This is a genomic window from Streptomyces gilvus (genome assembly GCF_022513565.1).
In the GTDB taxonomy this organism is placed as follows: domain Bacteria; phylum Actinomycetota; class Actinomycetes; order Streptomycetales; family Streptomycetaceae; genus Streptomyces; species Streptomyces gilvus.
On the sequence record NZ_JAKWBE010000038.1, the window covers coordinates 12429 to 25071 of the forward strand.

The following is a 12643-nucleotide window of genomic DNA, read 5'->3' on the forward strand; positions in this document are numbered from 1 at the left end:
GTCAGCCGGCCGGGAGGGGTTGTTCGGCCCAGATGGTCTTGCCCAGGGGACTCTGCCGGGTTCCCCAGCCCTGGGTGAGCTGGGCGACCATGTGCAGACCGCGCCCGCCCTCGTCGTAGGTGCGGGCCCGGCGCAGATGCGGGGCGGTGTTGCTGGCGTCGGACACCTCGCAGATCAGCGTCCGGTCCCGGATCAGCCTCAGCCCGATGGGTACGGCGCCGTAGCGGATGGCGTTGGTGACCAGCTCGCTCACCACCAGCTCGGTGACGAAGGCCGCCTCCTCCAGACCCCAGACGGCGAGCTGCCGGGAGACCTGGGCCCGGGCGTCGGCCACCACCGACGGGTCGGAGGGCAGGGACCAGGCGGCGACCTGGTCGGCGTGCAGGGCCCGGGTCCGCACCAGGAGCAGGGCCACGTCGTCGGCGGGAGAGTCGGGCAGCAGCGCCTTGAGGATGGCGTCGCAGGTCACGTCCAGCGAGGGCACGGGCCGGGACAGCGCCTCACAGAGCCGGTCGAGGCCGAGGCCCACGTCACGGTCGCGTGCCTCGATCAGGCCGTCCGTGCAGAAGGCCAGCAGACTGCCCTCCGGCAGCTCCAGCTCGGTCGTCTCGAACGGCAGACCGCCGACGCCGAGCAGCGGGCCGGGGGTGAGCCGGACCAGCTCCACCGTGCCGTCCGGGAAGAGCACGGCGGGCGGGATGTGGCCGGCGCTGGCGACGGTGCACACCCGGGAGACCGGGTCGTAGACGGCGTACAGGCAGGTGGCGCCGATCTCGCCGCTGAGGAAGTACGGCTCGTCCTCGGTGATGTCCTCCTTGTCGGAGGAGAGATGGACCACCAGGTCGTCGAGGTGGGTGAGGAGTTCGTCCGGGGGCAGGTCCACGTCGGCGAGGGTGCGTACGGCGGTGCGCAGCCGGCCCATGGTGGCGGAGGCGTGGATGCCGTGCCCGACGACGTCCCCGACGACCAGTCCGACCCGGGTGCCCGACAGCGGTACGACGTCGAACCAGTCGCCGCCGACCCCGGCGCCCGAGCCGGCCGGCAGATAGCGGTACGCCACCTCGACGGCCGCCTGCCGGGGCAGGTCCCGGGGCAGGAGGCTGCGCTGCAGGGTGAGGGCGTTGGTGCGTTCGCGGGTGTAGCGGCGCGCGTTGTCCACGCCGACCGCGGTCCGGCCGGCGAGTTCCTCGGCGAGGATCAGGTCGTCGGGCTCGAAGGGCGGGGAGTCGCCGATCCGGGCGAAGACGGCGACCCCGAGGGTGATGCCCCGGGCGCGCAGCGGTGTCGCCATCACGGAGTGGAAGCCGTACTCCTCGTTGCGGGCGGTGCGCTCCTCGTGCCCGGCGATCCAGCGGGCGAAGTCGGGGTCGCCCGCGCCGGTGAGCACCGGCCGCCCGCCGGCCAGGGCGCGGGCGGGCGGCGCGAACGGCGGGTAGGTGTCGACCCCGCCCAGGTCGATGGCGGCCTCCGGCACACCCGTGCCCTCGGCGGCGGACTGGTGCGCGACCCGGCGCAGCGCCACGGCCGCGTCGACCGGCCCGGGGACGGGCTCCTCGCCCCGCAGGACGGAGTCGAGCAGGTCCACGCTGACGAAGTCGGCGAGCCGCGGGACGGCCAGGTCGGCGAGTTCCTGGGCGGTGCGGGTGACGTTCAGGGTGGTGCCGACGCAGGCGCCCGCCTCCTGCAGCAGGGCCAGCCGCTCCCGGGCGGAGTGCTGCTCGCTGCTGTCGAAGGCGGCGGTGCCGACGCCGACGACCTCGCCGGTGGCGGGGTCCCGCACCGGCCACAGTTCGATGACCCAGGCGCGGTGCCGGACGGGTGCGGAGGCGGGCTCCGGGACGACGCGCTCGTACCGCGTCGGCCTGCCCTCCTCGGCGACGCGGCGCACGCAGCGCAGGAAGCCCTCCTCGCCGTCGTCGCCCTCGGCGCCCGCCGCGTCCTCCTCGGCCGCGGCCGCGTTGAGATGCCAGGAACCGGAGGCCGTGCTGTGGGCGGAGAGCCCGACCGACGCCTGGTCGAACGCCCACTCGACCATCCGGCGGTCCCGATCGGAGGCCGCGGACGAGGCGGCGACGGTCACCACGAACCCCTGCGGCCTGCCGTCGCGGTCCAGCGACGGATGGGCGTGCAGGGTCACGTCGACGCGGTGACCGTCCCGGTGCCGCAGCGCAGCCGTACCGCTCCACTCCTCGGAGCCCAGGAGCGCGAGACCGCTCGCCTCGGGAGCCTCCCGGCCGAGGAGCAGTCCGGCGGCGGCCCGTCCCACGACCTCGGGTGCGCGGTGGCCCAGCAGCCGCCGCGCGCCCGCGCTCCAGCCCGTGACGATGCCGTCGGGGCCGAGGGTCACTGTCGCGACATCGGTTGACCACCCGCTGTGACCGCTTCCTTGGGCATAAGTGGCCATTCTTGCTCTATTCGCGTGCTGAGGTTCCTCAAAGACCCAGCGTGCGCGTCCGACAGGAATCGGACAAGTCAGAGCGCGGGCGTGTGCTCGATGCGGACGGCGTCCAGGGAGCGCGGGTCCAGGCCGAGCAGACGCAGGATCGTCGGGGCGATCTGCGTGGTGCGCACCGGACGGTCGACGCGGACGCCGTGCGGTGTGGCGGCCCCGGAGACGACCAGGGGGACGTCGAGGTCGTCGGCGTGGGCGCCCCCGTGCTCGGCGATCTTCCCCTTGCCGCCGGTGTAGACGACGCCGTACCGGGTGATGCCGAACAGGTCGGGCACTCGGGAGTCGCCGGGCTTGACGTGGAAGTAGCGGGCGGCGGCCGCCCCCGCGTACACGGTCTTCAGACCGGCGGCCGTGAAGGGCCTGGCCTTGCCGTCGATGCCGTTGCCGGTGCCCGACTGGGCCAGCAGGTAGGCCTTGGCGAAGTCGGTGGCGGCCCGGGAGCGGTCGGTCAGCCACAGGAGCATGGCGTCGTCGTCGACGGCGTGGGCGACGAGGTCTCCCGCGCCCGGATGGGCGCTCTTCCAGGCGGCGTCGAGACCGTCGAGGAGGGGGCCGTCGTCGATGCGGGTGAGCGCCGCGGGGTCGGTCGGCGACTGTCCGTGCTTGGAGGACAGGATGACGGTGGTGCCGGCGTCCAGGTGGCGCTTGCGGAGCTCGCCGAGGAAGGCTCCGATCTGCCGGTCGACGAAGGCGAGGTTCTTCGCCAGCAGCGGGCCGGGCACGCCCTTGCTCACATAGCCGCTGGCCAGGCCGTCGGAGGCGGGCAGCTTCTGGGCGGTGGAGACGGACTGGAAGTTCATGCCGAAGACGGCGGGCGTGCCGACCTTGTGGGTGCGGCCGTGGTCGTAGCCGTCGATCTCGTTGAGGACGGCCTTCACCTTGTAGCCGTCGTACTGCTCGGTGGCGGCGTTGTCCTTGGTCCAGTCGTCGCCCGCCGGGTAGCCGGTGGCGGTGCTGTTGATCTCGGGGGCGAACAGGTCCTGGACGCCGTTGCCGGAAGGGCCGTCGAGGATCTCGTAGGCGACGTGTTTGTCGGACCAGGCGGTGCGCAGGCCGGCCTCGCGGGCCACGTCGAAGACCGTGTTCACCTTCAGGTACGCGTGCGGGTAGACCGGCTCGCAGGTCCTGGGGTCGACCGGCAGCTTCGAGGGGTCGATCAGGCTCGCGGCCTTCCCGGTCATCTTCAGGACGCTGCCGGGCAGACCGCTCAGGCCCTGGCCCGCGTCGATGGAGTCCTTGTTCTTGTCGAGGTCCTCGGTGAGGTCGACCTCGGCGCCGGGCCTGGCGCCCGCGCAGCTGGTGGTGCCGGCCGGCAGGAGGGCGTGGCTGTAGGTGTCGTCGTAGTAGACGCCGGTGACGCCGGGGTCGCCTCCGGTGACCTGGCCGACCATGCCGGGGAAGGAGTCGGAGGGAACGGTCGTTCTGGCGTGGGTGTACTCCACTCCCCCGGCGGCGAGCCGGGCCAGGGCGGAGCCGGGGTGCCGGGCGACGTACCAGGCGAGGTCGGACTGGTGCAGGCCGTCGACCGACAGGAGCAGGACGTGCCGCGCCGTGGCGGGACGGGCCGAGGCCGGTGCGGCGGCGGTGACGGTGAGCGCGCCGACGGCGGCGAGCGCTGCGGCCGCCGCGGTCACGGTGCGGGCGGGTCGGACGGGACGTCGTGGCATGGTGCCTCTCCTCGAAGCCGTGCGGGCGCAGGAAGGTCTGCGGACCGTGCACCGACATGGCAGTGGCCGAATATGTACGGCGCCCGACGCCCACGTCCGCTCCGGCCAAAGAAAGGGCTCAGTGGGGGCAAAGGAACGGCCTGGCGGGACACGCCGCCGAATGGCCTATCCGCCCGGTCCGTAAATAAGTTGGGCATACCGTGCCGAATATGAAGAAACTTCATATCGCCTATCTGGCGTGCACCGCCGCGATCGTCGGGACGGGCCTCGGCGCCGCCCCGTCGGCCGCCGGCCACATGATCCACACGGTCCGTCCGGGAGAGTCCATCCAGAAGGCGGTGGACGCCGCCCGGCCCGGCGACACCGTCCTGGTGCTGCCCGGCGTCTACCACGAGAGCGTCAAGCTGACGACGGCCGACATCACCCTGCGCGGCCTGGGCCCCGGGACGGTGATCGAGCCGGGCGCCACGAAGGCCGGGGACCGCTGCTCCGAGAACGGCAACGGCATCTGCGTCGTGGGCGCCAAGGACCGCAGCCTCAAGGGCGTCACCGTCTCCTCCCTGACGGTCAGCGGCTTCAGCCGCAGCGGCGTCTTCGCCATGGGCACCGACGGTCTGACGGTGCGCCACGTGTCCGCGCTGAACAACGGGGTCTGGGGCATCGCCCAGGAGCGTTCGGTCCGCAGCGTGTTCCGCGGCAACACCGTCAGCGGCAGCGGCGACGCGGGCATCTTCCTCGCCAACACGATCACGGCCGAGAAGGGCGCCACGGACACCGGGGGCACCCGGGTGGAGCGCAACCGGCTGCAGGGCAACCGCGTCGGCGTGACCGTCCGCCGGCTGCGCGACCTGCAGGTCGACCGCAACTACCTCACCGGCAACTGCGTGGGCGTGTTCGTCGTCGGCGACGAGAACAAGCCCAAGGCCGGGGACCTCGCCGTGCGCGACAACCGCATCGTCGCCAACAACAAGTCCTGCCCGAAGACCGACCGGCTGCCCGCCCTGCAGGGCTCCGGCATCGTCCTGACCGGCGCCGAGCAGACCCTGGTCGCGAACAACGAGATCCGGGACAACGTCGGCGCCTCCCCGCTGTCGGGCGGCATCGTGCTGTTCAAGAGCTTCGTCGGCACCACCAGCGACGACAACCGGATCACCGGCAACCGCCTGTCCGGCAACGCGCCCGCCGACCTGGTCAACTCCGACCACGGCAAGGGCAACACCTTCGACAGCAACACCTGCGGGGCGTCCAGGCCCACGGGCCTGTGCTGAGCGGCCCCCGCTCCCCCATCGCACCAAGGAAGGCAGGCGGCGCATGACGACCGCACAGACCGCCCCACCGCCGCCGATGCGGCTGAGGGAACTCGTTTTCGGCGCGGCGTGTGCCGCCGCCCTCCGCGCGGCCGCCCGGCTGGGCGTGCCCGACGCGCTCGGTGACGACCCCATGTCCGTGGAGGACCTGGCGGCCGCGGTGAAGACCGAACCCCGTCCGCTGCGCCGGCTGCTGCGGGCCCTGTCCTGCTACGGCGTCTTCGCCGAACGGCCGGACGGCACCTTCGCGCACACCGAGATGTCCCGGCTGCTGCGCGAGGACGCCCCCGACAGCCTGCGCTGGATCGCCCTGTGGTGCACCGAGCCGTGGACCTGGGACGCCTGGCCCAAGCTGGACGAGGCGGTGCGCACCGGGAAGAACGTCGTACAGGAGCTGTACGACAAGGAGTTCTTCCCGTACCTCAACGAGGACGCCCCCGAGTCCGCGGACGTCTTCAACCGGGCGATGACCACCTCCAGCGAGCAGTCGGCGCGGGACGTGGCGGCACTGCTGGACCTGTCCGGCTGCGCGTCGATGGCGGACATCGGCGGCGGGCAGGGCCATGTGGTGGCGAGCCTGCTCGACAAGTACCCGTCGATGCACGGCAGTCTGCTGGACCTGCCCCGGGTGGTGGAGAACGCGGTGGCGCGGCTGCGGCCGGGCGGCGATCTCGCCGGCCGGGTGCGGATCGTTCCCGGTGACGTCCGGGAGGCCGTGCCGGTGCGGGCCGACGTCTACATCATCAAGAACATCCTGGAGTGGGACGACGACAGCACCGCCCGCACCCTGCGCAACGTCATCGAGGCCGGCGGGCCGGGCACGCGGGTCGTGGTGATCGAGAACCTCGTCGACGACACCCCGTCGATGCGGTTCAGCACCGCGATGGACCTGTTGCTGCTGCTCAACGTCGGCGGGGCGAAGCACACCACCGACAGCATGGCCGGACGGCTGACGGCCGCCGGGCTGGTCGTCGACGGCATCAGACCGGTCAACCCCTATCTGCACGCGTTCGACTGCCACGTGCCGGGGTGAACGGCCCGCACAAACGTCCGCTGCCACCGGTCGCCGGGTCCTTCGGCCGGTGGCAGCGGACGGTCTCAGGCGGTGGCGTCCCGCTCCCAGAGGTAGAAGCGGTTCGCCATGGCGTCCTTCGGCGAGCGCCAGGTCTCGGGGTCGTACGCGCTGACGTACGCCGCCAGCCGCTCGCTGACGTCACGGAAGTCGGGGTGTCCGGTCACCTTGGCGATGGCCGGTCCGGGGTCCCGCTCGGCCTCGATGAGATGCAGGTACACGTCACCGAACTGGAAGAGGCTGCGCCGGGTGACCCCGACCAGGTGCGGCAGCTCCCCCCGGTCGGACTCGGCGAACACCTTCGCGATGTCCGGGGCCGAGCCCGGTGCCATACGGGCCACGATCAGGGCCTGGTGCATCGGTCTGTCCTTCCTGGGATGCGGCGGATCAGTCGGTCAGGCCCGGGGTGTGGCCCCGCTCGGCGGCCGCCTTCTCGATGCGGTCGCGGATGAGGGCCATCTGGACCTTGGAGTTGCGGTTGATGTTGTCCGTCATCCAGTCGTCGTCGACCGGGGCGTCGGGCTTCATCGCGAAGTCCTGCGTCCACACCATCCGCACGCCCTGGGGCACCTGCTCGTAGGTCCACAGGATGTTCATGTGGGCGAAGGGCCCGGTCTCCACGCGACGGGCGCGTACGGTGAGGCCCGCGCGGTCGGTCTCGCGTTCCGAGACCCAGCTCCAGACCTTGCCGTTGTCGTCCGGGTGCATGGTGAGACGGAAGGTGGTCCTGTTCCCCTCCACGGAGAGGATCTCCGCCGAGGCGTACTCGGTGAACAGGTTCGGCCAGTTCGCCACGTCGTTGGTCATGTCCCAGACCAGGTCCAGCGGTGCGGCGACGGTGATCTCGTTCTGGGTGTGTCCGGGCATGTCAGGCTCCTGCGAAGAGGCTGCTGTTGACGAGGTCGAGGAACGCGCGGGGGCTCTTGCAGCGCTCCGCGTCGGGGGGCAGCGGAGCGCCGTAGCGGTTCTCCAGCTCTCCGACCACGCCGAGCAGTCCGAGCGAGTCGATGCCGAAGGTGTCGAACCCGGAGTCGCAGCGCTGCTGCAGCTCCTCGGGGGCGACGGTGACGCCGGCGGCCTTCTTCATCAGCTCGGCCAGTTCGTCCACGGTGATGCGGTCACTCATGCGGTTCCTCTCTTCCTTCGCTGGGCGGCGCCTCGTCAGGAGGCGTCGACGGCGCCGCGCCGCAGCACGAGCGCCGAGTTCGATCCCATGAGCCCCCGGCTGAGGACCAGCACCGTGCGCAGTTCGACGGCGCGGGCGCGGGTGGTCACGAGGTCGAGGTCGTGGCAGATGTCGTAGACGTTGGGGGTGGGCGGGACGATGCCGTGCTCCAGGGCGAGCACGGCCGCGGCGCTGTCCAGGACGGGCGCCGCGCAGTAGCCGCGGCCGATGCCGGTCTTGGGCGCGGTGACCGGCACGCGCCGGCCGTGGGCGCCGAGCGCGTCGGTGATCGCCAGCGCCTCGGCGCGGTCGGCCTCGGGAACGCCGAGGGCGTCGGCGAAGACGGCGTCGATGTCCTCGGGCGCGCAGCCGGCCTCCTCCAGCGCGCCGGCGACGGCGTGGGCGAGCCCGTGCCGGGACTCCTCCCAGCGGGAGGCGCCGGTGAAGGTCGCCGCGTGCCCGGCGACCAGGGCACGTACCCGTGCGCCCCGTTCCCGGGCCGTGCGCTCGTCCTCGACGACGAGCATGGCGCCTCCCTCGGCGGGCACGAAACCGCAGGCCTGGGCGGTGAAGGGCCGGTAGGCGCGGTCCGGGTCGGCCTCGGTGCTCAGCTCCTGGTAGCCGAGCTGGCAGACCCCCGAGTAGGGGGCCAGCGGGGCCTCGGTCGCGCCGGCCACGATCGTGTCGGTGCCGCGCCGTACCGCCCGGGCCGCGTGCGCGAGGGCGTCCAGACCGCCTGCCTCGTCGGCGGCGACCACCGAGCAGGGGCCCTTGAAGCCGCGGCGGATGGATATCTGGCCGGTGCTGGCGGCGTAGAACCAGGCGATGGACTGGTACGGGCCGACGAACCGGCTGCCCTTGCCCCACAGTTGCTGCAGCTCCCGTTGGCCGAACTCACCGCCGCCGGAGCCGGCCGCGGTGACCACGCCCACGGAGAACGGACTTCCGCCCGGGTCGGCGGGCCCGAACCCGGCGTCGTCCAGGGCGCGGTCGGCCGCCGCCATGGCGAAGTGGGTGAAGCGGTCGGTCTGGACGAGGAAGCGTTCCTCGACCGCCGCCTGCGCGTCGAAGTCACGGACCTCGCCCGCCACCCGCATCGGCAGGTGTCCGCAGCCCTCGCGGGTGACGCGGTCGAGGACGCTGATGCCCTCCCGGGTGGACTTCCAGAAGGACTCGGCGCTGGTTCCGTTGGGCGCCACCACACCGATGCCGGTGACGGCCGCGCGCCGTGGATGCGGTTCGCTCATCGTGTCCTCTCCCTCGGCCGGGTCAGCACCACCGCGGACTGGAATCCGCCGAACCCGCTGCCCACGGACAGCACGCTGGTCAGCTTCCGTTCGCGTGCGACGCGCGGCACGTAGTCCAGGTCGCACTCGGGGTCCGGCGTCTCGTAGTTGGCGGTGGGCGGGACGACCTGGTGGGCCAGGGCCAGCACACAGGCGACGACCTCGATCGCGCCGATCGCGCCGAGGGAGTGGCCCACCATGGACTTGATGGAGCTCATCGGCGTGGCGTAGGCGTGCTGTCCCAGGGCCCGTTTGACCGCCGCGGTCTCGTGACGGTCGTTCTGCTGGGTGCCGGACCCGTGGGCGTTGACGTAGTCGATCGCCGTGGGGTCGAGGCGGGCGTGGTCCAGGGCGGTGTCGATCGCCCTGGCCATCTCCAGGCCCTCCTTGGTCAGCCCCGTCATGTGGTAGGCGTTGCCGAAGGTGGCGTAGCCGGCCAGCTCGCAGTAGACGTGGGCGCCGCGCGCCCGGGCGTGTTCGAGCTCCTCCAGGACCAGTACGGCGCCGCCCTCGCCCATGACGAAGCCGTCGCGGTGAGCGTCGAAGGGGCGGGAGGCGTGGGCCGGGTCCTCGTTGTTGGGCGAGGTGGCCTTGATGGCGTCGAAGCAGGCCATGGTGATCGGGGAGATCGGCGAGTCCGAGGCGCCCGCGATGCAGACGTCGGCGCGGCCCTCCTCGATGGTGTGGAAGGCGTAACCGACCGCGTCGAGCCCCGAGGTGCAGCCCGTGGAGACGGTCTGCACCGGCCCGTGCGCCATGAACCGCTCGGCCACCGCCGAGGCCAGCGTGCTGGGCGAGAAGGCCCGGTGCAGATGTGGTTCGGCCGCACGGGGGTCGACGTCCCAGCGCTGTCCGTGGTGGCTGACGAGGACGTAGTCGTGCTCCAGCCGGGTGGTTCCGCCCACCGCCGTGCCCAGGGAGACCCCGACCCGCCAGGGGTTCTCCCGGTCCAGGTCGAGGCCGGCGTCGCGCACCGCCTCGTCCCCGGCGGCCAGGGCGAACTGGACGTACCGGTCGTTGCGTGCGGTCTGCTCGGCGTCCAGTCCGTGGACGGCCGGGTCGAAGTCGCACTCGGCGGCGATACGGGAGCGCAGACCGGCCGGGTCGAAGAAGGTGATGCCGCGTGTCGCGGTGCGCCCGGCCGCCAGCAGGTCCCAGAACGCCGGCACTCCGATGCCGCCGGGGGCGACGATGCCTATGCCGGTGACCGCCACCCGCCGGCTCATGAAGGGACCTGCTGTCGGTCGTGGACCCCGACGGCGGCGGGGGCCTCCTCGGTGTCGACGTGGCCGAGGGGCGGTGTCGGCGCGAGCGGCCCGAGGTGGAAGACGATCCGGGCCTCCACCTTGCCGACGTTGCGGAAGCGGTGGCGCATGTTGATGGGGATCATCAGCCCCTGCTCGGGCCGCAGCGGGTGCGGTTCGCCGTCCAGGTCCACCTCCAGGTGGCCGCAGACGACGTACACGAACTCCTCGGAGTAGGGGTGGTAGTGCTCACCGATGCGGTCGCCGGGCTGCACGATGGCCACGCCCATGAAACCGCTGGTGGATCCGACCGTGCTGGGGGTGAGCATGGCGCGCAGATCGCCGCCGCGCCGAGTGTTGGGCTCGACGTCGCTGAGATCCACGACGGTGGGACGGGATGGGGTCACGGCGTTGCTCCGATCGTGTGCTGGGGCGACGAAGCGGATCAGGCTTCGGGCGAACGGCGGTCGGTGACGAGGTCCGCGCGGGCCTGACCGAGGACGTGCTTGAGGTCGCCGTCCGTCGACAGCGTCGTCAGCGCGGCCAGCCGGGCGGGGTCGGCGATGCCGAGGACCGACGCCGGGTCGGCGGCGTCGAGGTCGCCGCGCACGTCGATCAGCCGGACCACGACCTCGTCGCGCTGGAAGATCGTGCTCCGCACGACGGGGCTGCGCGGGTCGTCCGCCGCCTTCTCGTCCTGACGGGCCAGCAGCTCGGCCAGCTCCATGCCGCGGCCGGGACGCGCCGGGTAGTACAGGGCGTGCCGCTCTGCCTTCGGGTCCTTCTGCTCGGCCGTCACATGGTGGACGGCCGGCAGCGCGGCCCGGGTGAAGAAGACGCGCGCGGACTCGGGGTCGTCCAGGTCGCGGTCCTGCTCCAGGTAGGGGTTGATGGCCTCCTCCACGGCGCGGACCTCGGGCTGGCGGGCGACGTGGCGCAGCGCCGCGAGCAGGTCGCCGCGCACCTCGATGGCCCGCACCACCCGGTTGCCGTGCATGAACAGGGAGGTGCGGCACAGCCGGGTGTTCTGGTCGACCTCCGGCTTCGGCGAGGCGTAGTCGGAGAGGATCTCGGCGACCTTCTCCTCGCTGCCGGGCTTGACGGTGAAGGTGAGCGCGTGGCGGATCACCCCGTCGCCGATGCGGGGGGCCGCCTGCAGCCGCCGGGCGGAGTCGGCGGGCGCCGGACCGCCGGTCTCGCGGACGACGTGGAAGCGCAGCGAGCGGGTGTCGCGGACGCAGCTGTGCAGGGGCTCGACCATGCGGACGTGCTCCTCGCTGTTGACCCAGGCGAGGAACGGCGGCGCGCTCTCCCACTCGCTGGTGATCAGCCACTGGGAGGGGTTCTCGATGGACTGGCACAGCTGGTCGCTGACGTGCCCGGGCACGGAGGCGACCTGGTTGCACAGCTGCTCGTAGGCCTCCAGGAACTGCTGCTGGGCGCCCTCGTAGACGTCCACCAGCAGGACGACACGGAGCCGGGAGCCGTCGAAGACGGACTGCGAGACGCGGGGCGACACCTGTCGCGCGAGCGGTTGTGAGGCGGATGCGGACACGGTGGTCATGGAGCACATCTCCTTCGCGGGACAGCGGTGGACGTCGGCCGCTTCCGGGCCACGTCGGCGTTCCTTGATCCTGAGCCCGGCCTGTGCAGGGCGCGACTCGGATGAACTACGCGGGTGACCGCGCCGCCTCCGTCGGGCTCACACGAGGTGGGCGAAGACCACGAGGTTGTCCTTGTAGTCCCGGGCCGTGCGGTCGTAGTCGCCCGCACAGGTGATCAGCCGGACCTCGGCGCGTGGGGTGTCGGCGTACACGCGATCGCTGGGGAAGTCGTCCTTGGCGAAGGTCTCGGCGCTGTCGACGACGAAGGTCGCCTTGCGGCCGTCGGCCCGCACGACGTGGAAGACGTCGCCCTTCTGCAGTTCGCCCAGACGGACGAAGACGGCCGCGGACGTCGTGGTGTCGACGTGCCCGGCGATGATCGCGGTGCCGGCCTCACCGGGTGAGGCGCCGTCGGCGTACCAGCCGACGAGGTTGGTGTCGTGCGCGGGCGGCGGCTCGAGCTGCCCGGTGGGACCGATGGCGAGGTCGGTGAAGGGGGCGTCGACGGAGATCTTCGGGATGAGCAGGCGTACCGGCCGGGACCGCGGAAGGTGCGGGTCGGCGGTGGTCTCCCGGGCGTCCGGCGAGGCGGGCGCGGCGGGTGCGGCGGCCTGCGGTGCCGCGGCGGGCGTACGGGACCGGTCGGCGGAGGCGTCCCGGCCGCCGGCCAGGCTCACCGCGACGATCACGAGGGCGGCGGCGCACACCATCATCAGGTTCGCGCCGGTTCTGGAGCCGTTCGGGGCCTGCTCGTCGTCGGAAGAGGGGGAATCGGGGGCTGCCATCGAGGACCACCTCACTTGGCTGCGGCAGCGGGGTGAACGGGCGAGGAGGGCCGGCCGGGCC

The 12643-nt window shown here is 72.4% G+C and carries 12 protein-coding genes; 2 read left to right on the plus strand and 10 right to left on the minus strand.

Annotated elements, in window-relative coordinates:
- Position 1: 1 nt before the first annotated feature.
- Together MKW14_RS36470 and MKW14_RS36475 are read right to left on the minus strand one after the other, a co-directional pair.
- Positions 2-2404, minus strand: coding sequence for an ATP-binding SpoIIE family protein phosphatase (locus MKW14_RS36470; RefSeq protein ID WP_240870427.1), 2403 nt, complete (start codon positions 2402-2404; stop codon positions 2-4).
- Positions 2405-2472: 68 nt separating this feature from the next.
- Positions 2473-4119, minus strand: a complete 1647-nt coding sequence (locus tag MKW14_RS36475) for an alkaline phosphatase family protein (protein WP_240870429.1) — start codon at positions 4117-4119, stop codon at positions 2473-2475.
- A 209-nt stretch (positions 4120-4328) separates the two neighbouring features.
- On the opposite strand from MKW14_RS36475, the gene MKW14_RS36480 reads away from it, so the two are divergent.
- Positions 4329-5387: a right-handed parallel beta-helix repeat-containing protein gene (locus MKW14_RS36480; RefSeq protein ID WP_240870431.1), complete on the plus strand. Its 1059-nt coding sequence runs from the start codon at positions 4329-4331 to the stop codon at positions 5385-5387.
- A 43-nt stretch (positions 5388-5430) separates the two neighbouring features.
- A complete protein-coding gene (locus MKW14_RS36485; RefSeq protein ID WP_240870432.1) occupies positions 5431-6459 on the plus strand; it encodes a methyltransferase in 1029 nt (342 codons plus the stop codon).
- Between the two features lie 65 nt (positions 6460-6524).
- Here the strand turns inward: MKW14_RS36485 and MKW14_RS36490 are convergent, their stop codons facing one another.
- The 8 genes from MKW14_RS36490 to MKW14_RS36525 form a co-directional block, all read right to left on the minus strand.
- Positions 6525-6857: a TcmI family type II polyketide cyclase gene (locus MKW14_RS36490; protein ID WP_240870433.1), complete on the minus strand. Its 333-nt coding sequence runs from the start codon at positions 6855-6857 to the stop codon at positions 6525-6527.
- A 28-nt stretch (positions 6858-6885) separates the two neighbouring features.
- The gene (locus MKW14_RS36495) at positions 6886-7365 is read right to left on the minus strand and encodes an SRPBCC family protein (protein WP_240870434.1); all 480 of its coding nucleotides are present in this window, start codon (positions 7363-7365) and stop codon (positions 6886-6888) included.
- 1 nt (position 7366) lies between these two features.
- Positions 7367-7624: an acyl carrier protein gene (locus MKW14_RS36500; RefSeq protein ID WP_240870436.1), complete on the minus strand. Its 258-nt coding sequence runs from the start codon at positions 7622-7624 to the stop codon at positions 7367-7369.
- Positions 7625-7659: 35 nt separating this feature from the next.
- Complete coding sequence (locus tag MKW14_RS36505) at positions 7660-8910, minus strand: ketosynthase chain-length factor (protein WP_240870438.1); 1251 nt, start codon at positions 8908-8910, stop codon at positions 7660-7662.
- On the minus strand, positions 8907-10175 hold the full coding sequence (locus tag MKW14_RS36510) for a beta-ketoacyl-[acyl-carrier-protein] synthase family protein (RefSeq protein ID WP_240870440.1): 1269 nt from the start codon (positions 10173-10175) through the stop codon (positions 8907-8909). Before MKW14_RS36510 ends, MKW14_RS36505 begins: the two co-directional genes overlap by 4 nt.
- Positions 10172-10576, minus strand: a complete 405-nt coding sequence (locus MKW14_RS36515) for a cupin domain-containing protein (RefSeq protein WP_240870490.1) — start codon at positions 10574-10576, stop codon at positions 10172-10174. The genes MKW14_RS36510 and MKW14_RS36515 overlap by 4 nt, the downstream gene beginning before the upstream one ends.
- Before the next feature lie 62 nt (positions 10577-10638).
- Positions 10639-11757, minus strand: a complete 1119-nt coding sequence (locus tag MKW14_RS36520) for a SchA/CurD-like domain-containing protein (protein WP_240870442.1) — start codon at positions 11755-11757, stop codon at positions 10639-10641.
- A gap of 138 nt (positions 11758-11895) precedes the next feature.
- Positions 11896-12582 (minus strand): class F sortase, encoded by a 687-nt coding sequence (locus MKW14_RS36525; RefSeq protein WP_374116647.1) that lies wholly within the window; start codon positions 12580-12582, stop codon positions 11896-11898.
- Positions 12583-12643: the final 61 nt, after the last annotated feature.